Source organism: Streptomyces pilosus, from assembly GCF_014649835.1.
Classification (GTDB): Bacteria; Actinomycetota; Actinomycetes; order Streptomycetales; family Streptomycetaceae; genus Streptomyces; species Streptomyces pilosus.
The window spans coordinates 322,024-346,961 of the sequence record NZ_BMTU01000006.1 but is presented as its reverse complement, the minus strand read 5'-3'; the positions used below and the strand labels follow the sequence as shown (position 1 = coordinate 346,961).

At 73.2% G+C, this 24,938-nt stretch carries 25 protein-coding genes; 11 read left to right on the top strand and 14 right to left on the bottom strand.

The window, feature by feature from the left end; genetic code table 11:
* The first annotated feature begins 2 nt into the window (after positions 1–2).
* Together IE118_RS18180 and IE118_RS18175 are read left to right on the top strand one after the other, a co-directional pair.
* The gene (locus tag IE118_RS18180; RefSeq protein WP_189558984.1) at positions 3–1,805 is read left to right on the top strand and encodes a sodium/solute symporter; all 1,803 of its coding nucleotides are present in this window, start codon (positions 3–5) and stop codon (positions 1,803–1,805) included.
* Complete coding sequence (locus IE118_RS18175) at positions 1,802–3,007, top strand: sensor histidine kinase (protein ID WP_189558983.1); 1,206 nt, start codon at positions 1,802–1,804, stop codon at positions 3,005–3,007. Before IE118_RS18180 ends, IE118_RS18175 begins: the two co-directional genes overlap by 4 nt.
* 22 nt (positions 3,008–3,029) lie before the next feature.
* Here IE118_RS18175 and IE118_RS18170 read toward each other — a convergent pair whose 3' ends face one another.
* From IE118_RS18170 to IE118_RS18145, 6 genes are all read right to left on the bottom strand, one after another.
* Positions 3,030–3,206, bottom strand: coding sequence for a hypothetical protein (locus IE118_RS18170; RefSeq protein ID WP_189558982.1), 177 nt, complete (start codon positions 3,204–3,206; stop codon positions 3,030–3,032).
* Between the two features lie 13 nt (positions 3,207–3,219).
* Positions 3,220–5,031 carry a protein kinase domain-containing protein gene (locus tag IE118_RS18165; RefSeq protein ID WP_189558981.1) on the bottom strand — a complete coding sequence of 604 codons (1,812 nt, stop codon included), beginning with the start codon at positions 5,029–5,031 and terminating at the stop codon, positions 3,220–3,222.
* A gap of 215 nt (positions 5,032–5,246) precedes the next feature.
* The gene (locus tag IE118_RS18160) at positions 5,247–6,197 is read right to left on the bottom strand and encodes a cytochrome c oxidase assembly protein (RefSeq protein ID WP_189558980.1); all 951 of its coding nucleotides are present in this window, start codon (positions 6,195–6,197) and stop codon (positions 5,247–5,249) included.
* A gap of 170 nt (positions 6,198–6,367) precedes the next feature.
* Entirely contained in the window at positions 6,368–7,393 is a 1,026-nt protein-coding gene (locus IE118_RS18155) for a 6-phosphofructokinase (RefSeq protein ID WP_189558979.1), read from the bottom strand.
* Between the two features lie 199 nt (positions 7,394–7,592).
* Positions 7,593–8,321: a type 1 glutamine amidotransferase gene (locus IE118_RS18150; RefSeq protein WP_189558978.1), complete on the bottom strand. Its 729-nt coding sequence runs from the start codon at positions 8,319–8,321 to the stop codon at positions 7,593–7,595.
* Positions 8,322–8,345: 24 nt separating this feature from the next.
* Positions 8,346–9,584 carry a Mur ligase family protein gene (locus IE118_RS18145; RefSeq protein WP_189558977.1) on the bottom strand — a complete coding sequence of 413 codons (1,239 nt, stop codon included), beginning with the start codon at positions 9,582–9,584 and terminating at the stop codon, positions 8,346–8,348.
* 146 nt (positions 9,585–9,730) lie between these two features.
* On the opposite strand from IE118_RS18145, the gene def reads away from it, so the two are divergent.
* Complete coding sequence (gene def / locus IE118_RS18140) at positions 9,731–10,276, top strand: peptide deformylase (protein WP_189558976.1); 546 nt, start codon at positions 9,731–9,733, stop codon at positions 10,274–10,276.
* 100 nt (positions 10,277–10,376) lie between these two features.
* Here the strand turns inward: def and IE118_RS18135 are convergent, their stop codons facing one another.
* Positions 10,377–11,018, bottom strand: a complete 642-nt coding sequence (locus tag IE118_RS18135; RefSeq protein ID WP_189558975.1) for a TetR/AcrR family transcriptional regulator — start codon at positions 11,016–11,018, stop codon at positions 10,377–10,379.
* 172 nt (positions 11,019–11,190) lie between these two features.
* Between IE118_RS18135 and IE118_RS18130 the strand changes: the two genes are divergently transcribed.
* Positions 11,191–12,417, top strand: a complete 1,227-nt coding sequence (locus IE118_RS18130) for an acyl-CoA dehydrogenase family protein (RefSeq protein WP_189558974.1) — start codon at positions 11,191–11,193, stop codon at positions 12,415–12,417.
* A 48-nt stretch (positions 12,418–12,465) separates the two neighbouring features.
* Here the strand turns inward: IE118_RS18130 and IE118_RS18125 are convergent, their stop codons facing one another.
* The 5 genes from IE118_RS18125 to IE118_RS18105 all read right to left on the bottom strand — a co-directional run bounded on the left by IE118_RS18125 (position 12,466) and on the right by IE118_RS18105 (position 17,221).
* Complete coding sequence (locus tag IE118_RS18125) at positions 12,466–12,702, bottom strand: DUF6213 family protein (protein ID WP_004991175.1); 237 nt, start codon at positions 12,700–12,702, stop codon at positions 12,466–12,468.
* A 25-nt stretch (positions 12,703–12,727) separates the two neighbouring features.
* Entirely contained in the window at positions 12,728–14,113 is a 1,386-nt protein-coding gene (locus IE118_RS18120; protein ID WP_189558973.1) for an NADP-dependent succinic semialdehyde dehydrogenase, read from the bottom strand.
* Positions 14,114–14,191: 78 nt separating this feature from the next.
* A complete protein-coding gene (locus tag IE118_RS18115; protein WP_189558972.1) occupies positions 14,192–14,656 on the bottom strand; it encodes an NUDIX hydrolase in 465 nt (154 codons plus the stop codon).
* Positions 14,653–16,191: an ATP-dependent DNA ligase gene (locus IE118_RS18110; RefSeq protein WP_189558971.1), complete on the bottom strand. Its 1,539-nt coding sequence runs from the start codon at positions 16,189–16,191 to the stop codon at positions 14,653–14,655. Before IE118_RS18110 ends, IE118_RS18115 begins: the two co-directional genes overlap by 4 nt.
* A gap of 52 nt (positions 16,192–16,243) precedes the next feature.
* Entirely contained in the window at positions 16,244–17,221 is a 978-nt protein-coding gene (locus IE118_RS18105; RefSeq protein WP_189558970.1) for an NAD(P)/FAD-dependent oxidoreductase, read from the bottom strand.
* A gap of 65 nt (positions 17,222–17,286) precedes the next feature.
* Here IE118_RS18105 and IE118_RS18100 point away from each other — a divergent pair, with 65 nt between their 5' ends.
* The 6 genes from IE118_RS18100 (at position 17,287) to IE118_RS18075 (ending at position 22,543) form a co-directional block, all read left to right on the top strand.
* The gene (locus IE118_RS18100; protein ID WP_189558969.1) at positions 17,287–17,862 is read left to right on the top strand and encodes a helix-turn-helix domain-containing protein; all 576 of its coding nucleotides are present in this window, start codon (positions 17,287–17,289) and stop codon (positions 17,860–17,862) included.
* Between the two features lie 106 nt (positions 17,863–17,968).
* On the top strand, positions 17,969–18,946 hold the full coding sequence (locus IE118_RS18095) for an NADPH:quinone oxidoreductase family protein (protein ID WP_189558968.1): 978 nt from the start codon (positions 17,969–17,971) through the stop codon (positions 18,944–18,946).
* Complete coding sequence (locus IE118_RS18090; protein WP_189558967.1) at positions 18,943–20,124, top strand: acyl-CoA dehydrogenase family protein; 1,182 nt, start codon at positions 18,943–18,945, stop codon at positions 20,122–20,124. The genes IE118_RS18095 and IE118_RS18090 overlap by 4 nt, the downstream gene beginning before the upstream one ends.
* Positions 20,121–21,197 (top strand): acyl-CoA dehydrogenase family protein, encoded by a 1,077-nt coding sequence (locus tag IE118_RS18085; RefSeq protein WP_189558966.1) that lies wholly within the window; start codon positions 20,121–20,123, stop codon positions 21,195–21,197. The genes IE118_RS18090 and IE118_RS18085 overlap by 4 nt, the downstream gene beginning before the upstream one ends.
* 185 nt (positions 21,198–21,382) lie before the next feature.
* The gene (locus IE118_RS18080) at positions 21,383–22,246 is read left to right on the top strand and encodes a phosphatidylinositol-specific phospholipase C/glycerophosphodiester phosphodiesterase family protein (RefSeq protein WP_189558965.1); all 864 of its coding nucleotides are present in this window, start codon (positions 21,383–21,385) and stop codon (positions 22,244–22,246) included.
* A 102-nt stretch (positions 22,247–22,348) separates the two neighbouring features.
* The gene (locus IE118_RS18075; RefSeq protein WP_125508696.1) at positions 22,349–22,543 is read left to right on the top strand and encodes a hypothetical protein; all 195 of its coding nucleotides are present in this window, start codon (positions 22,349–22,351) and stop codon (positions 22,541–22,543) included.
* Between the two features lie 96 nt (positions 22,544–22,639).
* Here the strand turns inward: IE118_RS18075 and IE118_RS18070 are convergent, their stop codons facing one another.
* Positions 22,640–23,038 carry a luciferase domain-containing protein gene (locus IE118_RS18070; protein WP_189558964.1) on the bottom strand — a complete coding sequence of 133 codons (399 nt, stop codon included), beginning with the start codon at positions 23,036–23,038 and terminating at the stop codon, positions 22,640–22,642.
* Positions 23,039–23,160: 122 nt separating this feature from the next.
* Here IE118_RS18070 and IE118_RS18065 point away from each other — a divergent pair, with 122 nt between their 5' ends.
* Positions 23,161–23,532: a DUF4180 domain-containing protein gene (locus tag IE118_RS18065; protein ID WP_189558963.1), complete on the top strand. Its 372-nt coding sequence runs from the start codon at positions 23,161–23,163 to the stop codon at positions 23,530–23,532.
* An 85-nt stretch (positions 23,533–23,617) separates the two neighbouring features.
* Here the strand turns inward: IE118_RS18065 and IE118_RS18060 are convergent, their stop codons facing one another.
* Complete coding sequence (locus tag IE118_RS18060; RefSeq protein ID WP_189558962.1) at positions 23,618–24,826, bottom strand: ROK family transcriptional regulator; 1,209 nt, start codon at positions 24,824–24,826, stop codon at positions 23,618–23,620.
* Positions 24,827–24,938: the final 112 nt, after the last annotated feature.

Here is a 24,938-nt window from a genome sequence, read left to right as displayed (position 1 = left end):
CCGTGAACTACACCTACGCCGTCACCGCCGTCGCGCTCGTCGTGCTCGCCACCGTCCTCGTCGGCGCCTTCGGCCTGCGCATATCCCGCACCACCTCCGACTTCTACGTCGCCTCCCGCACCGTCGGCCCCCGCCTCAACGCCGCCGCCATCAGCGGCGAGTACCTCTCCGCCGCCTCCTTCCTCGGCATCGCGGGCCTGGTCCTCGTCCAGGGGCCCGACATGCTCTGGTACCCGGTCGGCTACACCGCCGGCTACCTCGTCCTGCTGCTGTTCGTCGCCGCCCCGCTGCGCCGCTCCGGCGCCTACACCCTGCCCGACTTCGCCGAGGCCCGGCTGGCCTCGCAGACGGTGCGGCGGCTCGCCGGGACCCTCGTCGTCGGCGTCGGCTGGCTGTACCTGCTGCCCCAGCTCCAGGGCGCCGGACTCACCCTGACCGTCCTCACGGGCGCGCCCGACTGGCTCGGCGGGGTCATCGTCGCCGTCGTGGTGACGGTCATCGTGGCCGCCGGCGGCATGCGCAGCATCACCTTCGTCCAGGCCTTCCAGTACTGGCTGAAGCTCACCGCGCTGCTCGTCCCCGCCCTCTTCCTGATCCTCGCCTGGCAGAGCGACGGCGCGCCCAGCCACGCCTTCGACGAGCCGGCCGCCTTCCGCGAGCAGCGGACGGTCCGCGTCGACGACACCCTCGACCTCCGCCTCGCCGAGCCGCTGACCGTGACCGTGGACGGCTCCGTCGACGGCCGTGACCTGGACGGCACCGAGGTCTCCCTGCCCGCCGGCACCCACCGCGTCGGGGGCGGCACCCGGCTCACCTTCGCGGAGGGTGCCGAGGTCCCCGCCGCCGGCCGCGGCGCCGACGACGCCCTGTCGCCCTCCCGTGCCGAGTCCCGCGAGGAACGCCCGCTGTACGCCACCTACGGGCTGATCCTGGCCACCTTCCTCGGCACCATGGGCCTGCCCCACGTGGTCGTCCGCTTCTACACCAGCCCGCACGGCGTGGCCGCCCGCCGCACCACGGTCGCCGTCCTGGGCCTGATCGGCGCCTTCTACCTGCTGCCGCCGGTCTACGGCGCCCTTGGCCGGCTGTACGCCCCCGAGCTGACCCTCACCGGCGACGCGGACGCCGCCGTGCTGCTGCTGCCCGGCCGGATGATCGGGGGAGTGGGCGGCGACCTCCTCGGAGCGCTGGTCGCCGGGGGCGCCTTCGCCGCGTTCCTGTCGACGGCCTCCGGCCTCACCATGGCCGTCGCGGGGGTCCTCACCCAGGACGTGCTGCCCTCGCGCGGGGTGCGGCACTTCCGGCTCGGCACCGTGCTCGCCATGGCCGTGCCGCTCGCCGCGAGCGTCCTGGTCGGCGGACTGCCGGTGGCCGACGCCGTGGGGCTGGCCTTCGCCGTGTCCGCCTCGTCGTTCTGCCCGCTGCTGGTGCTCGGCATCTGGTGGCGGCGGCTGACCCCGCCGGGCGCGGCGGCCGGGATGCTGGTGGGCGGCGGCTCCGCGTTCCTCGCCGTCGCCGCGACCATGACCGGCTACCCGGGAGCGGGTCCCTGGCACGCGCTGCTGGCCTGGCCCGCCCTGTGGTCCGTGCCGCTGGGCTTCCTCACCATGGTCCTGGTGTCCCTGTCCACCCCCGGCCGGGTGCCGCCGGGGACGGCGGCGGTGCTGGCCCGCTTCCACCTGCCGGAGGAACTCCGCACCGAGGAGCTCCGGACCGAGGAGCTCCGGACCGAGGAGCGGCGTACCGAGGAGCGGCGTACCGAGGAGCGGCGTACCGAGGAGAAGCGCACGGAGGTGTCCCCGTGAGCGGTTTCCTCGCCGGTCTGCTCGTCGCCGTCCTGCCCCTGCTGGCCGCCGGGTTCTGGCTGGGCCGGCGCACCGCCCGGCCCACCAGCCTCGCCGGACTCGGCACCCCGGTCGAGCACGCCACCTTCGAGACCCTGCACACCGCATCCCTGGCCACACCCCCGCTGCGCGCCGGTCTGACCGAGGAGACCGCAGGCCGGTCCGCCCGCAAACTGCGCTCCCTGCTGGGCACCGACGCCCTGTGCCTCACCGACCGCGAACGGGTGCTCGTCTGGGACGGCGCCGGCGCCCACCACCGCACCGAGATCATGGAGCGGCTCTCCGGCCCCCTGGACACCGGCCGGGGCGAGGCCTTCCCGCTCACCTGCGACACCCCCGACTGCTCGGTGCGCTGGGCGGTCGTCGCCCCGCTCACCGTCGACGACCGGGTGCACGGCGCGCTCGTCGCCTGCGCTCCCCGGGAGTCCGCGGTACTGGTCCGTGCCGCCGGCGAGGTCGCCCGCTGGGTCTCGGTCCAGCTGGAGCTCGCCGACCTCGACCAGTCCCGCACCCGCCTCATCGAGGCCGAGATCCGGGCACTGCGGGCGCAGATCTCCCCGCACTTCATCTTCAACTCGCTCGCGGTGATCGCCTCGTTCGTGCGCACCGACCCCGAGCGCGCCCGGGAGCTGCTGCTGGAGTTCGCCGACTTCACCCGCTACTCGTTCCGCCGGCACGGCGACTTCACCACCCTCGCCGACGAGCTCCACGCCATCGACCACTACCTGGCGCTGGTCAGGGCACGGTTCGGCGACCGTCTCGCCGTCACCCTGCAGATCGCCCCCGAGGTGCTGCCGGTCGCGCTGCCCTTCCTGTGCCTCCAGCCGCTCGTGGAGAACGCCGTCAAGCACGGTCTGGAGGGCAAGGCCGACCAGTGCCACATCCAGATCACCGCGCAGGACGCCGGTGCCGAGGCCCTCGTCGTCATCGAGGACGACGGCGCCGGCATGGACCCCGGCCTGCTGCGCCGCATCCTCGCCCGCGAGGTCAGCCCCACCGGGGGCATCGGACTGTCCAACGTCGACGAGCGGCTCCGCCAGGTCTACGGCGACGACCACGGCCTGGTCATCGAGACGGCCGTCGGCGCGGGCATGAAGATCACCGTCCGGCTGCCGAAGTACCAGCCGGGCGTGCACCTGGCGGGGCGGCTCACCCCGAAGTGAGGCAGGCCGCCCCGGGCACCGCTCAGGCGCTGCGGGTGGCCACCATCCCCAGGGTGATCAGGCCGAGGACGACCCATCCGAACCACAGCCAGCCGTTGCTGCCGAGCGCCACCGTGTAGGCCGTCACGGCGACCAGGGCGCCCACCGTGAGCACCCCCATGGTCTTCGTCGCACTGGAACCGTTCGTGGTACGGGGCATCGCAACACCCTCCTCATGGTTCGGCTCCCTCCATGGTGCCCCCGTTCCGCCTCTTTACGGTGCACACGACCGCATGCGTGCCCGATTTCCAGGCTCCCTGGCCGGCCCACGACCCGGCCGTGTGGACCGACGGGTCGAAGCCGTAGTCACGCGGCGGCACCTCCCGCGCACAGGCCGCGTCCGCCACGGAGCGGGCCTCGGCGAGCGTCACGTCCCCGCCCAGCCGGACGAACCCCAGGACCTGCTCGTCGTGCTCCCCCGCGCAGGACACCAGCCGTGCCTCCCGGCCGGAGCGCACGTCCAGACAGTCCCGCCGCTGCATCGTCGCCGGGTCCGCGAACGCCGTCCCCGGGCGGCGCCGGTCGCCGACCGGGCCGTAGAGGGGCCCGTGCGCCCCCAGCACCAGGCACGCGGTGCGCCGTCCCGCCGCCTCGAACCCGTCCGGCGCCGGCACGACGGCCACCGTCCGCACGTCGGCCAGCCGGCCGCGCAGCTCCCGTGTCCGCTCCTCGCAGAGCGCGGGGCCCCGCTCCCGCGCCTCCCCGGCCGAAGCCGACGCCGGCAGCGCCACCACCTGCCCGTCGGGCGCCCGCCCCGTGCAGGCCGGGTCGCGGCTGAGCCGGGGCGGGCCGGCGAACCGGGTGCCGCCGGGCCACTCGGCCCGCACGCAGTCGCCCTCCGCCAGCGGCTCCGCCAGCCCGACGGCCTCCCCGTAGGGCAGGGCCGCGCCGGGGACGCCGGGTTCCCGGCCGGCCAGCGCGTACCAGGTGCCGCCCAGCGTCAGCAGCAGGCCCAGACCGCCGGCGAGCACGGCGCGCAGGGCGTGCGGGCGGCGGCGCCGGCGGGTCGGCACGGGGGAGGGGACACACGTCCCCACCGGGGCCGGCGGGTGCGGGGCCGTCTCCCACGGCGGGCGGGAGCCGAACTCCGGCTGCGCGCGCGGATACGTCTCGGACTGGGGCGTCACGATCCGCGCCAGCTCGGCCTCCGTGTCCCGCGCGCTCGCGCGCAGGCCCGGATCCTTGACGAGCAGTCCCCGCAGCACCGGCTCCAGCGCGCCCGCCCGCAGCGGCGGACGCGGTTCCTCCGTCACCACCGCCGCGACCGACGCCAGCGGTGAGGCCCGCGCGAAGGGGGCCCGTCCCTCCACCGCGTGGTAGAGCGTGCAGCCGAGCGAGAACAGGTCCGCCGCGGGGGTGGCGGGACCGCCGGCGGCCCGCTCCGGCGCCAGATAGCCGACGGTCCCGATCAGCGCGGACGCCAGGGTGTACCGGGTCTCCCCGGTGTCCGGCTGTACGGAGATGCCGTAGTCGGTGAGCAGCACCCGTCCGTACGGGGCGCCGGCGCGGTCCGGCGCGAGCAGGATGTTCGCCGGTTTCACGTCCCGGTGCATCACCCCCCGCTCGTGCCCGGCGGTGAGGGCGTCCAGGACGGCGAGCCCGATCCGGGCGCACTCGGCCGGGGCGAGGCGGCCCCTGCGGGCCAGCAGGTCCCGCAGGTCGACGGCGCCCGCGACGTACTCCATGACGATCCAGGGCAGCCCGTCGTGCTCCAGCACGTCGTGCACGGTGACCACATGCGGGTGACCGCGCAGACCGGCCGCGTGCCGTGCCTCCGCGCGGGCCCGCGCGACCCGGGCGTCCCGGTCCTGACCGGGCTCGGCCGGATCACCGAAGACGATCTCCTTGAGCGCGACCTCGCACGCCAGCCGCTGGTCGTGGGCGAGCCACACATGCCCCATGCCGCCGCCGCCCAGCCGCCGCAGCAGCACGTACCGGCCAGCGATCACCCGTCCCGCTCCCGACGCCGGCGATCCCGACGGCATCCGGATCACTTCCGGGCCCGGACACGGCGTTCGGTCGCGACGGTGGATTCCCTCGTGCGGTGAGGGGAAACGGGGGCGGTGTTCCGCATCGCCGCCCCGTTCACCCCCTGCACGGACATGAGCATTCCCATTGACCGCTCCCCCCGCGGTTCCCCCGAAAGCATCATGCTACTGGAGGAAAAAGCCCGTTCAAGGGGGCCGAAAAAGCGGTGAATTCAGTTCCCGGGTGAGTTCAAAGAGGCCAGATAGGCGTTGTACGCCTGGAGTTCCTTGTCCCCGTCCCGGTCGGCCGCGCGGTCCGTGCGCCTGGCCTGCCGCTGGTCCGAGGCGTACCACTGGAACAGCAGCGCGATCAGCACCAGGACGGAGGGCACCTCACTGAACGCCCAGGCGATCCCGCCGGCCGCGTTCTGGTCGGACAGGGCGTCGATGCCGAGCGAACCGGGCGGGTTCTCGAAGGTCGTCACCATCGGCGTCGACGCCATCATCAGCGCGATGCCGAAAAAGGCGTGGAACGGCATGCCCGCGAACAGTTCCAGCATGCGCATCAGATAACCCGGCCGGTGCGGGCCGGGATCCACGCCCATGATCGGCCAGAAGAAGACCAGGCCGACGGCGAGGAAATGCACCATCATCGCGATGTGCCCCACCTGGGAGCCCATCAGGAAGTCGAACAAAGGCGTGAAGTACAGCCCGTACAGGCTCGCGATGAACAGCGGAATGGTGAACACGGGGTGCGTGACGAGCCGCATGTAGTGGCTGTGCAGCAGCATCAGCAGCAGCTCGCGCGGTCCCTTGCGGCCCCGCCCGGCGGGCGGCAGCGCGCGCAGGGCCAGCGTGATCGGGGCGCCGAGCAGGATCAGGATCGGTGACACCATGCTGATCACCATGTGCTGCACCATGTGCACGCTGAACATGACCATGCCGTAGTCGTTCAGCGCGGTGCACATCATGAGAACGATGCTCAGCACACCGGTGACGAACGCGACGGTCCGCCCCACCGGCCACTTGTCACCGCGCCGCGCCAGCCGGACGACACCCCAGCCGTACAGTGCCAGTCCCAGCAGGCAGGCGACGAGAAAGAAGGGATCCGCCGACCAGGCGAGCCCCCGCCCCAGCGTGAACGGCGGCAGATCCATCGTCATACCGTGCCCGCTGTGATCCATCCGCCGGCTCCATTTTCGTGCAGGTTGTACCCGATCCGTCCGCACTCACATTACGGCCGGCCCCAGCCACTCCAGTGACCGGGGTCGGGAAAAAGCCATCGGGTGTGCGAGGAACCACAGCCGGTCCCCGGCCCGCGGACGGCCTCACGGACCGGGCAGGACCCGGAGGCTCACAGCACGCACTCCGCCTCCGCGTACCGCGCCTCCGGCACCGTCTTCAGCGTCTCCACCGCCTCCGCGAGCGGCACCATCACGATGTCCGTCCCCCGCAGCGCCGTCATCCGTCCGAACTCACCGCGGTGCACCGCCTCCACCGCGTGCCACCCGAACCGCGTCGCCAGCACCCTGTCGTACGCCGTGGGCGTCCCGCCGCGCTGCACGTGTCCGAGGATCACCGGCCGGGCCTCCTTGCCGAGCCGCGCCTCCAGCTCCAGGGAGAGCTGCCGGGCGATCCCGGCGAACCGCTCGTGGCCGTAGACGTCCCTGCCGCCCTCGTCGAAGTCCATCGTCCCGGCCTTGGGCTTGGCCCCCTCCGCGGCGACCACGATCGCGAACCGCTTGCCGGCCGAGAACCGCTCGCCGACCTTCGCGGTCAGCTCGTCGATGTCGAAGGGCCGCTCGGGCACGACGACGGCGTGCGCGCCGGCGGCCATGCCGGAGTGCAGCGCGATCCACCCCGTGTGCCGGCCCATGACCTCCACGATCAGCACGCGCTGGTGGGACTCGGCGGTGGTCTTCAGCCGGTCCAGGGCCTCGGTCGCCACACCGACGGCGGTGTCGAACCCGAAGGTGACGTCGGTGACGGCGATGTCGTTGTCGATGGTCTTCGGCACGCCCACTATCGGCAGGCCGTTGTCGGAGAGCAGCCGGGCCGCCTTGAGCGTGCCCTCGCCGCCGATCGGGATGATCGCGTCGAGGCCGAGTTCCTGGACGTGCCCCCTGGCCCGCTCCACGCCGTCCCGCAGATGCTCGGGACGGACCCGGGAGGAGCCGAGGATGGTGCCGCCGCGGGCGAGGATGCCGCTCACCGCGTCGAGGTCGAGCTTGAGGTAGTCGGCCTCCAGGAGGCCCTTCCACCCGTCACGGAAGCCGATGACCTCGTCGCCGTGGTCGACGACGGCGCGGTGCACGACGGACCGGATGACGGCGTTCAGGCCGGGGCAGTCGCCGCCGGAGGTGAGGACACCAATGCGCATAGCCCGAAACAACCTTCTCGATGTGGGCCGGGACCGGACCGCGCTGTCCGGCTCGATCCCCGCCACCCTAGCGGCTGTGGGGGCCCGGACCGCATCCCGCGTCCGCCTGCTGGACGACACCGCTCACCTGTGCGGAGCAGGCGTCAGACGGGCCGTCCGGGCCCGTCCGACGCCCGTGTCCCCACGGCTCGCGGACGCCTCAGGCGGGCTGCTGCGCCGCCGCGATCCGCTCGGTGCGCAGCGCCTCGTACCACCGGTCGTCGGTGGGCGGCAGCGCGTTGACGTCCAGCGCCAGCTTCAGCAGCAGGTCGGCGATCTGCGGGTTGCGCGCCAGCACGGGGCCGTGCATGTACGTGCCGAAGACGGTCCCGTTGAACGCGCCCTCGGTGCCGTCACCGGTGCCGTTGCCGTTGCCGAAGCGCACCTGGGCGAACGGGCGGGCGGTGGGGCCCAGGTGGGTGACGCCCTGGTGGTTCTCGAACCCGGTCAGCGGGGGCAGCCCCAGCTGGGGGTTGATGTCGGCGAGTACGTCGCCGACGCACCGGGCGCCCTCACCGCGTACCGAGACCACGTCGAGCAGACCGAGGCCGGGCTCGCGCTGGCCGAGGTCGTTGATGAACTCGTGCCCGAGGATCTGGTAGCCGGCGCAGACGGAGAAGACGATCGCGCCGTTCTCCACCGCGCGGTGCAGACCGCCGTCGCGGCGCAGCCGCTCGGCGGCCAGCCGTTGCGGACGGTCCTCGCCGCCGCCGATCAGGTAGATGTCGCCGGAGGTCGGGATCGGCTGGTCGCTGCGCACGTCGAGCCGCGCCACGTCCAGGCCGCGCTGCCGCGCCCGGCGCTCCACGACGAGCGCGTTGCCCTGGTCGCCGTACGTGCTGAGCAGGTCCGGGTAGATCCAGACGACCCGCAGCTGGTTGTCGCTCACTTCAAGTCCCCTGAGGTGTCGTGGTCAGTTGCCGACGCGGCGGCGCAGGTCCTGGAACGCGGTGTAGTTCGCGATGACCTCGATCCGGCCGGGCGGGCACAGCTGCACCGCCTGGTCGAGGTTCTCGCAGACCTGGAACTGCTGGTTCGCGACCTCCAGACGCACCGCGAGGTCGAGCTTGCGGTCACCGACGACGCAGATCGGGTGGCCGGTCAGCCGCGTGTAGTCGACGTCCCACAGCCAGGAGGTGTCGGTGCCGTCGGCGCCGCGCGCGTTCACCGAGAGGATCACCGGGGTCGGCGGCGGGTCGATCAGCGAGAACGTCTCCAGCCAGCCCGCCGGGTTCTTGGCGAGGAGCAGACGCAGGTCACGGCCCTCGAACTGGACCACGTCGTAGCGGCCGGCCACGGCCTGCACCTGGTACATGCGCTCCAGGGCGACCTGCGGCGGCACCCCGAACACGGCGGCGACGGCCGCGGAGGACGCGGCGTTGGCCTTGTTGGCGCGGCCCGGGAGCTGGAGGTGGATCGGCCAGGCGGAGCCGTGCGGGTCGAGCACGTGGTCGCCGGAGAGCGCCCAGCTCGGGGTGGGCCGGCGGAAGCCGCACTCGCCGCAGAACCAGTCGTCGCCGGGGCGCTGCATCACACCGCCGCAGGACGGGCAGGACCAGGCGTCGTCCTTCCACATCTGGCCGGCGGCGACCCAGATCACGTTGGGGGAGGAGGAGGCGGCCCACACCACCAGCGGGTCGTCGGCGTTGGCGACGACGACCGCCTTGGAGCCGGCCAGGCCCTCGCGCCAGTTCTCCGCGAGCATCCGGGTCTCGGCGGCGCGGTCGAGCTGGTCACGGGAGAGGTTGAGCAGCGCGATGCACTTCGGGTCGGTGTCCCGGGCGACACCGGCCAGGTACTTCTCGTCGACCTCGATGACGCCGAACTTGGCGTCCGAGCCGCCCGCGAGCGCCGAGGTGATGCCGGCCGGCATGTTGGCGCCGAGCGCGTTGGAGACGACGGGGCCCGCGGCCCTGAGCGCCTCGGCGATCAGCCGGGTGGTGGTGGTCTTGCCGTTGGTCGCCGAGACCAGGACGCAGTCCAGGTTCTGGGCGAGCCGGGCGAGGAGATCGGGGTCGAGTTTGAGTGCCACCCGGCCGCCGATCACCGAACCGCTGCCGCGTCCGGCGGCGCGGGATGCCGCCGCGACCGCCTTGCCGGCGGTCACGGCCAGCTTGGCCCGCGGCGAGAGCGGGTCCGAGTTGCCTGCCATCAGTTCTCGATCCTCCTTGCGTACGCGCCGCGTCTGTGCCTGACGGCCACGTGGTGAGACCTCAGCCTATCGAGATCCATTCGCACTCCTGAACCGCGGCACCATCGTGAGACGGGCGTTGCTGGAAGGACCGTACTCTTGCCGCCATGCGAGACGGCTCCATCCCCGGCGTCCACGGACGTGTCCGGCCCCTCACCCTGCTCGGCGACCCCGTGTTGCACGCACCCTGCCGGGAGGTCACCGGATTCGGTCCGGAACTGTCCCGTCTGGTGGAGGACTTGTTCGCGACGATGTACGCGGCCCAGGGGGTGGGCCTGGCGGCCAACCAGGTCGGCGAGGCCCTGCGGGTGTTCGTCTACGACTGTCCGGACGACGAGGACGTGCGGCACCGGGGCCACGTGGTGAACCCGCGGCTGGCCGAGGTGGACGGGGTGGTGGTGCGCGGCCCGGAGGGCTGCCTGTCGCTGCCCGGCCTGGAGGCGGGGACGGAGCGGTACGACCACGCCGTGGTCGAGGGCTTCACGGCGACCGGCGAACCGGTCACCGTCCACGGCACCGGGTTCTTCGCCCGGTGCCTCCAGCACGAGTACGACCACCTGGAGGGGCGGATCTACGCCGACCGCCTGACGGGGTGGCGGCACCGCAGGCTGATGCGCCGGGCGCGCCGCGCGTCCTGGAACCGCCCGGACTGAGAGCGGACCGCCCGGGCCCGGTGGTGCCCGGAAGCCGGACGGTCTGCGGACCGGACGGTCTGCGGACCGGACGGTCTGCGGACCCCGGCACCCGGGTCCCTCAGAAGCCGGGGCTGCCGACCTTGTCGCCCGCCGCCGCCAGCCGGCCCCAGAGCAGGTCGGCCAGGCTGCGCACCAACTCCTCGCGGGAGCAGGGGCGTTCGCCGAGCCACCAGTCACCGGCGGCATGCATCATGCCGACGATGCCGTGCCCCCACACCCGGGCCAGCTGCTGGCTGCCGGGCCCGAGGTCCAGCCTCTCCTCGATCACCTGGGCCAGTTCCTCGCCCATGCGCCGCAGCAGCGGGGCCGAGTGCTTGCCGACGTCGAAGCCCTGCTCGCTGGGCGCCCCCTCCGCGGGGTGCATCAGGAACCGGTACACCTGCGGGCGTGCCTCGATGGCCGACAGGTAGGTGTCCAGGGTGGCCTCGACCCGCTCGCGCCGGTCCGCCGGGGCGTCCAGCGCGGCCCGCAGCGAGTCCAGCAGCGCGTCGGTGTGGCGCTTGGCCAGGGCGGCGTAAAGTCCTCCCTTGTCACCGAAGTGCCGGTAGAGGATCGGCTTGGTGATGCCGGCCTCGGCGGCGATCGCGTTCATCGAGGCTCCGGGACCGTCGCGCAGCACCACTCGGTCGGCGGCCTCCAGCAGCTCGCGCCGGCGTCGGTCGGCGGACCGCTGCTGATCGGTCCGCTGTGTGGTGTCCATGAGCTCTCCCCACCCGTGCTGGTTCGGTGACGCCTGCGCAAACTAGCACTGAAGGGCCGGCGGCCATCGAACGGGATACCGGCCGGCCCTGAGGAGTTGACTTTTCCTACCCACGGGTAACAGACTCGGTGTTACCGGAAGTAACACGCACGTGCGCGCCGCTGGAGGGGTCATGGCCGAGTTCACCATGGAGCTCAACGACGAACAGAAGGAGGTGCGGGACTGGCTGCACGGCTTCGCCGCCGACGTCATCCGCCCCGCGGCCGCCGAATGGGACGAGCGTGAGGAGACTCCCTGGCCGGTGATCCAGGAGGCCGCCAAGGTCGGCATCTACTCCCTCGACTTCTACGCCCAGCAGTACTTCGACGCAAGTGGCCTGGGCATCCCCGTGGCGATGGAGGAGCTCTTCTGGGGCGACGCCGGCATCGCCCTGTCGATCGTCGGCACCGGCCTCGCCGCCGTCGGCGTCCTCGCCAACGGCACCGAGGAGCAGATCGGCACCTGGATCCCCCAGATGTACGGCGACGCCAACGACGTCAAGGTCGCCGCGTTCTGCTCCTCCGAGCCCGACGCCGGCTCCGACGTCTCCTCCATGCGCACCCGCGCGGTGTACGACGAGGCCAAGGACGAATGGGTGCTCAACGGCACCAAGACCTGGGCCACCAACGGCGGCATCGCCAACGTCCACGTCGTGGTCGCGGTCGTCGACCCGGACCTCGGTTCCAAGGGCCACGCCTCCTTCATCATCCCGCCGGGCACCCCCGGCTGCTCCCAGGGCCAGAAGTTCAAGAAGCACGGCATCCGCGCCTCGCACACCGCCGAGGTCATCCTGGACGACGTGCGCGTCCCCGGCTCCTGCCTGCTCGGCGGCAAGGAGAAGCTGGACGAGCGGCTCGCCCGCGCCCGCGAGAAGGCCAGGAAGGGCGGCGAGCGCGTCAAGAACGCCGCCATGGCCACCTTCGAGGCGTCCCGCCCGGCCGTCGGCGCCATGGCCGTGGGCACCGCCCGCGCGGCCTACGAGGTCGCCCTGGAGTACGCCACCACGCGCGAGCAGTTCGGCCGCCCGATCATCGCCAACCAGGGCGTCGCCTTCCAGCTCGCCGACATGCGCACCCAGATCGACGCCGCCCGCCTCCTGGTGTGGCGCGCCTCCTGGATGGCGATCAACGGCAAGCCGTTCACGGCCGCCGAGGGCTCGATGTCCAAGCTGTTCGCCAGCGAGACCGCCAAGAAGGTCACCGCCCAGGCGATCCAGATCCTCGGCGGGAACGGCTACACCCGCGAGTACCCGGTCGAGCGGATGCACCGCGACGCCGCCATTTATACGATCTTCGAAGGCACGAGCGAGATCCAGCGCCTGGTGATCGCCCGCACCCTGTCGGGCATGCCCATCCGCTAGGACACCCGGACGACCCGGCGGTGCGGGCGGCACCGCCGGGTCACCCTCCTACGGCGCGCCGCCGCTGCTGTGGGCGATGCACGCCACGTCGATGCGGTCGGCGAGCTTCGCCAGTTCGATGGTCAGCGCGGCGACGGTGTCCTCGTCCAGCCCGTCCTCCCCGGCCTCGACCAGCCGCACCCACCGCCCGCCCACGGTGCGCAGCAGCTTGCTGACATCGGCGGCGGCCACCTGGAGGGTCCCGCGGTCGTCGACGATCAGAGGCAGGGTCACTTCGCGGTTCACAGTCGGGATCGTAGTCGGGCAACCATCACGCACCCTGCCAAACGGTCGTGATGTTGCAGAACTCGCGGATTCCGTGCCCGGACAGCTCACGCCCGAACCCGGACCGCTTGACCCCGCCGAACGGGAACGCCGGATGGGACGCCGTCATCCCGTTCACGTACACGCTGCCCGCCTCCAGGTCCCGGACGAACCGGTCCACCTCGGCGTCGTCACGGGTCCAGACATTGGAACTGAGCCCGAACTCGGTGTCGTTGGCGATCAGGACCGCCTCGTCGATGTCCGCGGCGCGGTACAGCGTGGCGACCGGGCCGAACGCCTCCTCGCGGTGGATGCGCATCTCCCGGCCGATGCCGGCCAGGACGGTCGGCGGGTAGAACCAGCCGGGCCCCTCGGGGCGCTCGCCGCCGCACAGCACGGTGGCGCCCGCCCGCACGGCGTCCTCGACCAGTTCCTGCAGGTCGTCGCGGCCCTGTGCGCTGGAGAGCGGACCGACGTCCGTGTCCTCCTCCATCGGGTCGCCGACCTTCAGCGCCTTCATGCCCGCGGTGAACCGCTCGGCGAAGGCGTCGTAGACGTCGGTGTGGACGATGAACCGCTTGGCGGCGATGCAGGACTGCCCCGTGTTCTGCGTCCGCGCGGTGACCGCCACCTCGGCGGCCCGCTCCAGGTCGGCGGAGGGCATGACGACGTACGGGTCGCTGCCGCCCAGCTCCAGTACCGTCTTCTTGATCATCTCACCGGCGGTGGAGGCGACCGCGCGGCCCGCGGGCTCGCTGCCCGTGAGGGTGGCCGCCTTCACCCGCACGTCCCGCAGGAGGTCGTCGACCGCGGCGGAGCCGATGAGCAGGGTCTGGAAGCAGCCCTCGGTGAAGCCGGCGCGGTGGAAGAGGTCCTCCAGGTACAGGGCGGTCTGCGGCACGTTCGAGGCGTGCTTGAGCAGTCCCACGTTGCCCGCCATCAGCGCGGGTGCCGCGAACCGCACCACCTGCCACAGCGGGAAGTTCCACGGCATCACGGCCAGCACCGGGCCCAGCGGCCGGTAGCGCACCAGCACCCGGGAGGCACCGGAGTCCTTCACGTCGGCGGCGTCGGGCTCCTCGTCGGCGAGCAGCCGCGCCGCGTGGTCGGCGTACCAGTGCATCGCCTTGGCGCACTTCGCGGCCTCCGCGCGGGCCTGCTTGAGCGGCTTGCCCATCTCCGTGGTGATCACCCGGCCGATGGTGTCCTGGTCCTCGTCGAGGATCTCGGCGGCCCGGTGCATCAGGCGGGCACGCTCGTCGAACGCCGTCGTCCGGTACGTGCGGAAGGTGGCCTCCGCCAACTGGAGCCGGCGCTCCAGCTCCTCCTCGTCCATGGGGTGGTACGTCTTGACGGTCTCACCGTTCGCCGGATTCACCGTGGCGATGTGCATCGCTGACCTCCCTGGGGACGGGCTGTGCCTTCTCGACCTTCCCGCGCGGCGGTGGGCGGCGCAACGCGGAGGGGCTCCTCAGAGCGAGTGCTCCGCCAGGCGGTCGAGAAACGCGCTCTGCGCGGAGACGATCACGTCCCGGGCCCGGTCCAGGGGGAACCACGCGACCCGGTCCAGCTCCGGGAACTTGCGCATCCGCCCGGACTTCGGCGGCCACTCCATCTCGAACGTGCCGGGCACGGCCGTCGCCGGGTCGAGGTCGGCCTCGACCGCCCACGCCGTGACGGTCTTCCCGCCGGACTGCCGGACCTCCCCGAGCGGCAGCGCCTGACCGTCGGGCGGCGGCAGACCCAGTTCCTCCTCGAACTCGCGCCGGGCCGCCTCCCAGGCGGGCTCACCGGGGTCGTACTCACCCTTCGGCACGGTCCAGGCCCCGCGCTCCCGCCGGGCGAAGAACGGGCCGCCCATGTGGCCGAGCAGCACCTCGACGCCCTGGCCGGTGTGCCGGAACAGCAGCAGTCCGGCGCTGCGTGCGCCCGTCACGGCCGCACCTCGGGATGCGCGGCGAGCAGGGTCTCCACCGTGTCCGCCTCCTCGGGGCGCTTGTCCTCGCGGTAGCGGAGCACGCGGGCGAAGCGGAGGGTGACGCCGGCGGGGTAGCGGGTGGAGCGCTGGAGACCGTCGTAGGCGATCTCCACGACCAGTTCGGGGCGCACCGTCACGACGTAGCCGCTCTCGTCGACCGCCAGTTCCCGCAACCGCTTCGTCTGCCACGCCAGCATCGCGTCGGTCATGCCCTTGAAGGTCTTGCCGAGCATCGCGAAACCGCCGTCGGCGGTGCGTGCGCCCAGGTGGAGGTTGGACAGCTTCCCGGTCCTGCGCCCGTGGCCCCACTCCGCGGCCAGCACCACCAGGTCGAGCGTGTGCACGGGCTTGACCTTCAGCCAGGACGCGCCGCGCCGGCCCGCGCTGTAGGGGGCGTCCAGGCCCTTGACCACCACGCCCTCGTGGCCGCGCTCCAGGGTCCTGGCCAGGAACTCCTCGGCCGCGTCCTCCTCCCGCGGGCCGGACACCACGGTGCGCCGTACCCGCATCGGCTCCGGCACCAGCCGGGCCAGTTCCGCGTGCCGCTCGGCGAACGGCAGGTCCAGCAGGTCGCGGCCGTCGACGGAGAGCGCGTCGAAGAAGACGGGGGAGACGGGGACCTCCCGCGCGGCCGTCACCACGTCGGTCCGGGAGCCGACCCGGCCGGCCGTCTCCTGGAACGAGCGCGGGCGGCCCTCACCGTCGAAGGAGATGACCTCCCCGTCCAGGATGAACCGCTCGCCCCGCAGGTCCAGGGCCGCCGCCGTCACTTCGGGCAGCCGGTCCGTGATGTCGTCGAGGGTGCGGGTGTGCACCCGTACGGTGCCGCCGTCGCGGTGGACCTGGACGCGGATGCCGTCGAGCTTCTCCTCGACCGCGCACGCCCCCAGCTTCCCCACCGCCTCCGCGACCGAGGAGGCGCTGTGCGCCAGCATCGGCAGCACGGGCCGGCCGACGGTGAGCCGGAAGCGCTCCAGCGCCCCGGGGCCGTCCGCCAGCAGCGCCTCGGCCACCGACTGCAGCGAGCCGGCGAGCATCACCGCCCGCCGCACGGCGTCCGGCGGCGCCCCCGTCGCCTGCGCGAGCCCCTCGACGGCGACCGCCTCCAGGGCGCCCTGCCGGACCTCGCCGGTGAGCAGCCCGAACAGGAACCGCTGCTCGTCCTCGGTGGAGGCGCCCAGCAGTTCACCCACCAGCCGGGCCCGTTCGGCCTGCGAGCCCGGCCCGGACACCCCGCCGAGCTCGGTCAGCCGCGCGTCGACCTCCCGCACGGTCAGGGACGGTTCGGCGGCGGGGGCGACCGGCCGGCTCAGCACCTTCCAGCCCACGCCGATCCGGCCCTGCGGCAGCCGGCCCGCCAGGTACGGGATGACGACCGGCACGTCGGCCGGCTCCGCCTCCCGGAACAGCTCGGCGAGCAGGGCGATCTTCCGGGACCGCGCCGAGGTGGCGGCCACCTCCTGGGACACTCGGGCCAGCCGGGACAGCAACATGCGGCCATGGTGCTACGGGGACGGCCGTCGCACACCCCGGCCCGCCGGGTGTCTACGCGTCCACGGCGGCGTCCAGGCGCGTCATCAGCAGGTCCCCGACGATCGCGGCCGCCGCGCGGTAGCCGCCGCTCGCCGCGTGCACCACCTGCTCGGCGAAGCCGATCGCGTTGCCCGCCGCCCAGACGCCGGGCACCGTCGTCAGACCGGTCGGGTCGACCACCGGGTAGGCGCCGAACGGTGTCTCGTCCAGCTCCGCGCCCAGCCGCTGAAGCAGACCGGTCCGCGGCACCGGGCGGGGTCCGGTGAAGAGGACGGAACGGGCGTGCACGGTGCCGTCGGCCAGCCGCACCCCGGTGAGCCGGTCGTCCTCCACCACCAGCCCGGCGACCTCACCGGGCACCACGGAGACGCCTGCGGCGGCCAGCCGGCGCAGGTCCTGGTCGGCCAGCTCGGCCTCGGCGACCCGGTGCAGGAAGAAGGTGACGTCCTTGGACCACTGGGACACCATCAGCGCCTGGTGCACGCTCATCGGGCTCGCCGCGAGGACCCCGAAGGGTTCGTCCCGCACTTCCCAGCCGTGGCAGAACGGGCAGTGCAGCACGTCCCGCCCGAACCGCTCGGCGACTCCCGCGACGTCGGGCAGTTCGTCCTTCAGCCCGGTCGCCACGAGCAGCCGCCGGGCCCGCACGGCCCCGCCCGCCTCCAGGACGACGGTGAAGTGCCCGTCCCGGGTGACCTCCGTGACCCGGTCGCGGACGAGCCGGACGCCGTAGCGGGCGATCTCCTCCCGTCCCCGGGCCAGGAAGCCGGCCGGTGACATGCCGTCCCGGGTCAGATAGCCCTGCATGTGCGACGAGGGCGCGTTGCGCGGCTCGCCCGCGTCCACGACCAGCGTGCGGTGCCGGGCCCGGCCCAGCACCAGGGCGGCGGAGAGCCCCGCGGGCCCGCCGCCGACCACGACCACGTCGTGGATCCCGTCGAGGTCCGCCGTGTTCGGCTCGTCGTTCTCGTTCATCGTGACCACCTCCATGACGACGACGGTCGCCCAGCCGGTGCCGCATTGACAAACAACTTTGCCGATTCTGCAATAGGGGCATGACGACGGACGACGTACTCGCGGATGTGGGCCCCCGGCTGCGCAGGATCAGGAAGGAACGGGAGGTGACGCTCGCGGCGCTGTCGGAGGCGACCGGCATATCCGTGAGCACCCTCTCGCGGCTGGAGTCCGGACTGCGCCGGCCGAGCCTCGAACTGCTGCTGCCGATCGCCCAGGCCCACCAGGTGGCGCTGGACGAACTGGTCGGCGCGCCACCGGTCGGCGACCCGCGCATCCGCGCGTCCGAGCCGATCGTGCGCCACGGCCGCACCCACTGGCCGCTCACCCGCCAGCCCGGCGGCCTCCAGGCGTACAAAGTGCTGGAACCCCGGCGTAAGCAGGAACCCGAGCCGCGCACGCACGAGGGTTACGAGTGGCTGTACGTGCTGTCCGGGAAGCTGCGGCTGGTCCTCGGTGACCACGACGTGGTGCTGACGGCGGGCGAGGCGGCCGAGTTCGACACCCGGGTGCCGCACTGGTTCGGTTCGACCGGGGAGGGGCCGGCGGAGTTCCTCAGCCTGTTCGGCCCGCAGGGGGAGCGCATGCACGTGAGGGCACGGCCCCGGCGGGGGTGACGCGGGCCTCACGGGGCGGGACTGTTCCCTCTGGGCAAGCGACCGCTTAGTATGCGGTGGACCCGGTCCGGCGAACACGACGTTCACAGTCCCGTGGAGGCCCCGCATGCAGGCATGGCAAGTGCACGAGCTCGGCGAGCCGGGCGAGGTGATGCGCCTCGCGGAGGTGACGCGGCCGACGCCCGGTGAGGGGCAGGTCCTGCTCACGGTGCGTGCCGCCAACATCAACTTCCCGGACGCGCTGATGTGCCGGGGCCAGTACCAGGTCAGGCCGCCGCTGCCGTTCACCCCCGGCGTGGAGATCTGCGGCGAGACCGAGGACGGGCGCCGGGTGATCGCCAACCCCGCGCTGCCGTACGGCGGTTTCGCCGAGTACGCGGTCGCGGACGCCGCCGCGCTGCTGCCCGCTCCGGAGGCGCTGGACGACGCCGAGGCGGCCGCGCTGCACATCGGATACCAGACCGGCTGGTTCGGTCTGCACCGCAGGGCCCGGCTGGAGGCCGGCGAGACCCTGCTCGTCCACGCCGCCGCGGGCGGGGTCGGCAGTGCGGCGGTGCAGCTCGGCAAGGCGGCCGGCGCCACCGTCATCGGTGTGGCCGGAGGTGCCGAGAAGGCGGCCGTCGCCCGCGCACTGGGCTGCGACGTGGTGATCGACCGGCGCGAGCAGGACGTGGTGGCCGCGGTGAAGGAGGCCACCGGCGGCCGCGGCGCCGACGTGATCTACGACCCGGTCGGCGGGGAGGCCTACGCCCAGTCCGCCAGGGCCGTCGCCTTCGAGGGCCGCATCGTCGTCGTCGGCTTCGCGAGCGGGTCCATCCCGAGCCCCGCCCTGAACCACGCCCTCGTCAAGAACTACGCCGTCCTCGGCCTGCACTGGGGCCTGTACAACACCAAGAACCCCGAGCTGGTCCGGCACTGCCACGAACAGCTCACCGACCTCGCCGCGCGGGGCGCGATCAAGCCGCTGGTGAGCGAGCGCGTCCCGCTCGCCGGGGCCGCCGAGGCCGTGCAGCGGGTCGCCGACGGTGTCACCACCGGGCGCGTCGCCGTGCTGCCCGCGCCGGAGAACGGAGCCGCATCATGACCGACGCCGCCGAACTGCGTGACCGCACCCGGGAGTTCCTTGCCGCGAACCCGCCGGCCGACACGGCCCGGCAGGACTTCCTGCGGGCCCGCTTCGACGCCGGGCTCGCCTGGGTGCACTTCCCCGAAGGGCTCGGCGGACTCGGTCTCCCGCGCTCGCTCCAGGCCGTCGTGGACGCCGAACTGGAGGGCGCCGGGGCGCCCGACAACGACCCGCGCCGCATCGGCATCGGCCTCGGCATGGCCGCGCCGACGATCCTCCAGTACGGCACCCGGGAGCAGAAGGAACGCTTCCTGCGGCCGCTGTGGACCGGCGAGGAGGTCTGGTGCCAGCTCTTCAGCGAGCCGGGCGCCGGATCCGACCTGGCCGCGCTCGGCACCCGCGCCGTCCGCGAGGGCGAGCACTGGGTGGTCGACGGGCAGAAGGTGTGGACGTCCAGCGCCCACCTCGCCCGCTGGGCCATCCTCATCGCCCGTACCGACCCGGACGTGCCCAAGCACCGGGGCATCACCTACTTCGTGTGCGACATGACCGACCCGGGCGTCGAGGTGCGTCCGCTGCGCCAGATCACCGGCGAGGCCGAGTTCAACGAGGTGTTCCTCACCGGTGTCCGTGTCCCCGACGCCCACCGGCTCGGCGAGGTCGGCGACGGCTGGCGGGTCGCGCAGACCACGCTGAACAACGAGCGCGTCGCCATCGGTGGCATGCGGCTGCCCCGCGAGGGCGGCATGATCGGCCCCGTCGCCAGGACCTGGCGCGAACGGCCGGAACTGCGCACCCACGACCTGCACCAGCGGCTGCTGAAGCTGTGGGTCGAGGCCGAGGTGGCACGGCTCACCGGCGAACGCCTGCGCCAGCAGCTCGTCGCCGGACAGCCCGGCCCCGAGGGCGCGGGCATGAAGCTCGGCTTCGCCCGGCTCAACCAGGAGATCAGCGGCCTGGAGGTGGAACTCCGCGGCGAGGAAGGCCTGTTGTACGACGACTGGACCATGCGCCGTCCGGAACTGGTCGACTTCACCGGGCGCGACGCCGGCTACCGGTACCTCCGCTCCAAGGGCAACAGCATCGAGGGCGGGACCAGCGAGGTCCTGCTGAACATCGTCGCGGAGCGCGTCCTGGGCCTGCCGGCCGAGCCGCGCACCGACAAGGACGTCGCGTGGAAGGACCTGGCCCGATGAGCGACCTGCTGTACTCCGAGGAGGAAGAGGCGCTGCGCGCCGCCGTCCGGGACCTGCTCACCGATCACTGCGACGCGGCCGGGGTGATCGCCCGCATCGAGACGGACACCCCCCACGACCTGTCCCTGTGGAAGTCGCTCGCCGAGGGCATGGGACTCGCCGGACTGCTGGTCCCCGAGGACAGGGGCGGCCAGGGCGCCACCCACCGTGAGACCGCCGTCGTCCTGGAGGAGCTGGGACGTGCGGTCGCTCCCGTGCCCTACCTGACGAGCGCCGTGGTGGCCACCGAGGCGCTGCTGGCCTGCGCCGAGCCGGGCGACCTGCTCGCGGAGCTGGCGTCCGGCCGCCGGATCGGCGCCCTCGCGGTGGGCCTGCACACCGCTCCCCGCGCCGCGTTCGGCACCGTACGGCTGGAGGGCGGAGCCCTGTACGGGGAGCTGACCGGCATCGCCGACGCGGCCGTCGCCGACGTCCTGCTGGTACCGGCGGACGACGGCGAGCTGTACGCGGTGGAGGCCGGCGCCGTCACCGTCGTCCCGCAGACGTCCCTGGACCTCACCCGGCCGCTCGCCCGGGTCGTCCTCGACGGTGCCCCGGGCCGCCGGACCGGCGACGCGGAACCCGCCGTGCGCCGCGCCCTGCGGGCAGGCGCCGGACTGCTGGCGTCGGAGCAACTCGGCTCGGCGGAATGGTCGTTGAAGGAGACCGTCCGTCACCTGAAGGACCGCACGCAGTTCAACCGCCCCGTCGGCGGGTTCCAGGCCCTCAAGCACCGGCTCGCCCAGCTGTGGCTGGAGACCGTCAACCTCCGGGCGGCCGCGCGGAACGCCGCGGACGCGCTGTCCACCGGTGAGGACGCCGACCTGGCGGTCACGGTCGCACAGTCTTACGCCGCCCCCGTGGCCGTCCGGGCCGCGGAGGAGGCGCTGCAACTGCACGGCGGCATCGGTATGACCTGGGAGCACCCGGTGCACCTGCACCTCAAGCGCGCCAAGGCCGACTCGATCGCCTTCGGCACCGCGGGCGCCCACCGCGAGGCGCTCGCCGAGCTGGTCGACCTGCGCGCCCCCTGACCGGCCGGACACACCGGGAAGCCCGCCCCTCCCCGGGGCGGGCTTCCCGGTGTGCGCGCCCCGCGGCGCCGGAGAGGTGAACGGGCGACGGCGGATCAGCCAACTCCCCGCACGGTACTGCTCTTTGGACCCGCCGGGACCCCATACTCACGGGGACCCGTACGGCACCTCCAGGGAGGCAGAGCATGGCCCTCACCACCCGCCGCAGAGCCCTCACCACCCTCGGCGCCGCCCTCGCCGGCTCGGTCGCCCTGCCCGCGACCCAGGCGCTGGCCGGTGAACGCGGCCACCGGCCGCGCCCGTTGTGGCGCGCCCACGCCCACAACGACTACGAGCATCCGCGCCCCCTCCTCGACGCCCTCGACCACCGCTTCGGCAGTGTCGAGGCGGACGTCTTCCTCGTCGACGGCCGGCTCCTCGTCGCCCACGACCCCGAGGACCTCGACCCGGCCCGCACCCTCGAAGCGCTGTACCTGGACCCGCTCGCCGCCCGTGTCCGGGCGAACCGCGGCGCGGTGTACCGCGGACACCGCAGGCCGCTCCAACTGCTGATCGACCTCAAGACCGAGGGATCCGCCACGTACCTCGAACTCGACCGCCTGCTGCGCCGCCACCGGCACCTGTTCACCACCTACGCGCACGGCAGGGTGCTGCCCGGCCCGGTCACCGCCGTGATCTCCGGTGACCGCGCCGCCCGGGCGCCCATGGAGGCCCAGCGGGTGCGCCGCGCCTTCTACGACGGGCGGCTCACCGACCTCGGCACTCCCGCGCCGGCCTCCTTCGCCCCGCTGATCAGCGACAACTGGACGCTGCACTTCACCTGGCGGGGCGTCGGCCCCTTCCCCGCCGCGGAGCGCCGGAAGCTGCACGGCATCGTGCGCACCGCACACGCGCGCGGCCAACGGGTGCGCTTCTGGGCCACCCCCGACCTGCCGGGCCCGGCCCGCGACGCCCTGTGGGGCGAACTGGTCGCGGCGGACGTCGACCACCTCAACACCGACGACCTCGCGGGTCTCGAGTCCTTCCTCGACGCCCGCCGGAGGCCGTGACACCACACGTTCGGCGGACAGGTCAGCAGCCCGGACGAACCCTCCGCTACGCCACACTTGCGGCCGAACGCCGCGAAACGGATGTGGCGGAGGAGGTTGACGATGGCCGTTTCCATCTCTGTGGTGCTGCTGCTCTCGGTCCTGGCGGTGATCTTCCTGCGCAACAGCGGGCTGAAGGTCTCCCACGCGCTGGTCTGTCTGCTGCTCGGGTTCTACCTGGCCAGCACCAGCATCGCGCCCACCATCCACAGCGGTCTCACGGCCACCGCCGACATCGTCGGCAGTCTGCGGCCGTGAGACCGGGCCCCAGCCGGCGGCCCGGTGACTCGGTGACTCGGTGACCGAGTGGCTCCGTGCCTCCGTGGCTCCGTGACGGCTCCGTGACTCAGCGGCTCAGTGGCCGGCCGTCGCGTCGCGCGGCAGCACGGTGACGCGGTGGAAGTTGCACCCGGCCGCCGCCGTCGAGGGGGAGGAGGGGGGTCTGTTCTGGTGCGCCTTGAGGGCGACGCTCACCAGACTCATCAGCAGGTCCTCGTCGGTGGCGCAGTCCAGGTGGACGGTCACCCAGCACGAGCCCGGGATCAGCTGGATCGCGCTCGACCCGCCCAGGTCGTAGTGGAAACGCTGGATCGCGCGGTGGGTGAGGTGGAGGTCCACGTCCCGCGCGGAGTGGAAGTGCACGATCTCGTCCCGCGCGGTGCGGAGCGCCTGCCCCGTGCCACATGCGGCCGGAGAGGCCGAGAGATCGGGCCAGGTGAGCAGTCTCTCCATGGCACGCTGCGCCGCTGTCATGCCCTCATGGTCACCTGCTCAACCTCCGTCCACCAGCAGTTGGACGATTCTTCACCGATCGGTGAGGTGACGGACCGGCACAACCCCCGCAGGCCGGACGGCCGTTGACGTACGCTCAGGCCATGACAGCCAACGATCTCGTGACCCCGCACGGTGTCAAGGTCCTCGTCTGCGGCGCGGACGGCCGGGAGCTGAGCGGCGGGGACACCGCCCTCGACCTGATCGGCGATGCCATGGGCTGTCACGCGGAGGTGGTGGCCGTCCCGGTGGACCGGGTGGCCGACGCGTTCTTCACCCTGCGGTCGGGTGTCGCCGGTGACGTGGTGCAGAAGTTCGCCAACTACCGGATCCGTCTGGTGGTCGTCGGCGACATCACCGCCCGCGTGGCCGCCAGCGAGGCCCTGCGCGACTTCGTCCGCGAGGCGAACCGCGGCGACCAGGTGTGGTTCGTGACCGACCGGCCGGAACTCGAACAGCGGCTGGCCCCGGCCTGACCCGCGGCCCGCCGGGCGGGCGGCGTCCCGCCCGCGGGCCCGCCGGACCCGCGTGATCGTCACCGGCGGGCCCCGGCCGAGCCGGTCAGGCGCGCTCGGCCACGGTCGCCGGATCGTCCAGGACGCCCCGGACCACCGAGTGCGCCGCCCCGAGCAGCGGGCCTTCGGGGCCCAGCGCGGACACGGTGACGGGGCAGGCCGGTCCCGCGGTGCGGCGGCCCAGCTCGGATCGCAGGGAGGGCAGCAGCCAGGGGGCGAGCCCGGACAGGGCCCCGCCCAGCACCACGCTCTGCGGGTCCAGCAGGTTCACCGCCCCGGTGAGGGCGATGCCGAGCGCCGTTCCCGCGTCGTGCAGGGCACGTCGTACCCCGGCGTCGCCCTGCTCGGCACGGCCCGCGAGGAGACCGACGCGGTCCTCGCCCGGCTCCAGGCCGGCTGCGCGCAGCACCGCCTCCTCACCGGCGTACTGCTCCAGGCAGCCCCGCCCGCCGCAGGCGCACCCCGGACCGTCGGGCCACACCGGCACGTGACCCAACTCGCCCGCGAAGCCCCGGTTTCCGTGCAGCAGACGCCCGTCCACCACGACCGCCGCACCGATACCGATCTCGGCCGACACGTGGAGGAAGTCCCGCGGGGTGTCCGCACCGAGCCACAGTTCGGCCAGCGCGCCGAAGTTCGCCTCGTTGGCGACGGTGAGCGGGAACCGGGCGGGGAGCAGGGCGGAGAGGTCGGTGTCGAACCAGCCGAGGTTCGGGGCGCGTACGACGGTGCGGGCGTCCCGGGCCACCAGGCCGGGCACGGCGACGGCCAGACCCGCGGGCCACAGCCCCTCGTCCTCCGCCTCGGCGACGATCCGGTGGACCAGCCCGGTGAGCTCCCCGAGCACCGGTTCCGGGGCGCGGTCCCGGTTCGGGACGTGCCGCACCGCCCGGGCCCGGACCCGTCCGCGCAGGTCGACCGCGCAGACCGCGAGATGGTCGACGCCGATCTCGGCACCGATCCCCGCGGGGCCGTTCCCGCTGACGGCGAGCGCGGAGCCGGGCCGGCCCACGCGGCCCGGCCGTTCGGGCCCCAGCTCCTCCAGCAGTCCCGAACGGGTCAGCTCGTCGACGAGCGTGGACACCGCCGCGCGGGTCAGCCCGATGCGTGAGGCGACGGCGGCCCGGGACAGCGGCCCCTCGGCGCTCACGGTGTGCATCACGCGCGAGAGGTTGCGGCGGCGCATGCCCTGCTGGGTGTCGGGCAGTGCGCGTCCCGGGCCGGCCGGCCGGGTCGTGTGCGGCGGTGTGCTCATTCCTCCGTCGTTCCTCGGTCTCGGCGGTCCTCGGTGTGCTGTCGGCAACCCCGCCCGGTCGGCCCGCGCACCTCGCGGGGCGGCTCCGCCCGCCCGCCGGGGTGACGGAGGG

Bases quoted from the DNA above. Each gene is read 5' to 3' on its own strand.
- IE118_RS18170 (WP_189558982.1), bottom strand. From the start codon at position 3,206: ATGCCCCGTACCACGAACGGTTCCAGTGCGACGAAGACCATGGGGGTG.
- IE118_RS18165 (WP_189558981.1), bottom strand. From the start codon at position 5,031: ATGCCGTCGGGATCGCCGGCGTCGGGAGCGGGACGGGTGATCGCTGGC.
- IE118_RS18160 (WP_189558980.1), bottom strand. From the start codon at position 6,197: ATGGATCACAGCGGGCACGGTATGACGATGGATCTGCCGCCGTTCACG.
- IE118_RS18155 (WP_189558979.1), bottom strand. From the start codon at position 7,393: ATGCGCATTGGTGTCCTCACCTCCGGCGGCGACTGCCCCGGCCTGAAC.
- IE118_RS18145 (WP_189558977.1), bottom strand. From the start codon at position 9,584: ATGGCAGGCAACTCGGACCCGCTCTCGCCGCGGGCCAAGCTGGCCGTG.
- def (WP_189558976.1), top strand. From the start codon at position 9,731: ATGCGAGACGGCTCCATCCCCGGCGTCCACGGACGTGTCCGGCCCCTC.
- IE118_RS18135 (WP_189558975.1), bottom strand. From the start codon at position 11,018: ATGGACACCACACAGCGGACCGATCAGCAGCGGTCCGCCGACCGACGC.
- IE118_RS18130 (WP_189558974.1), top strand. From the start codon at position 11,191: ATGGCCGAGTTCACCATGGAGCTCAACGACGAACAGAAGGAGGTGCGG.
- IE118_RS18120 (WP_189558973.1), bottom strand. From the start codon at position 14,113: ATGCACATCGCCACGGTGAATCCGGCGAACGGTGAGACCGTCAAGACG.
- IE118_RS18110 (WP_189558971.1), bottom strand. From the start codon at position 16,191: ATGTTGCTGTCCCGGCTGGCCCGAGTGTCCCAGGAGGTGGCCGCCACC.
- IE118_RS18105 (WP_189558970.1), bottom strand. From the start codon at position 17,221: ATGGAGGTGGTCACGATGAACGAGAACGACGAGCCGAACACGGCGGAC.
- IE118_RS18100 (WP_189558969.1), top strand. From the start codon at position 17,287: ATGACGACGGACGACGTACTCGCGGATGTGGGCCCCCGGCTGCGCAGG.
- IE118_RS18095 (WP_189558968.1), top strand. From the start codon at position 17,969: ATGCAGGCATGGCAAGTGCACGAGCTCGGCGAGCCGGGCGAGGTGATG.
- IE118_RS18090 (WP_189558967.1), top strand. From the start codon at position 18,943: ATGACCGACGCCGCCGAACTGCGTGACCGCACCCGGGAGTTCCTTGCC.
- IE118_RS18085 (WP_189558966.1), top strand. From the start codon at position 20,121: ATGAGCGACCTGCTGTACTCCGAGGAGGAAGAGGCGCTGCGCGCCGCC.
- IE118_RS18080 (WP_189558965.1), top strand. From the start codon at position 21,383: ATGGCCCTCACCACCCGCCGCAGAGCCCTCACCACCCTCGGCGCCGCC.
- IE118_RS18075 (WP_125508696.1), top strand. From the start codon at position 22,349: ATGGCCGTTTCCATCTCTGTGGTGCTGCTGCTCTCGGTCCTGGCGGTG.
- IE118_RS18070 (WP_189558964.1), bottom strand. From the start codon at position 23,038: ATGACAGCGGCGCAGCGTGCCATGGAGAGACTGCTCACCTGGCCCGAT.
- IE118_RS18065 (WP_189558963.1), top strand. From the start codon at position 23,161: ATGACAGCCAACGATCTCGTGACCCCGCACGGTGTCAAGGTCCTCGTC.
- IE118_RS18060 (WP_189558962.1), bottom strand. From the start codon at position 24,826: ATGAGCACACCGCCGCACACGACCCGGCCGGCCGGCCCGGGACGCGCA.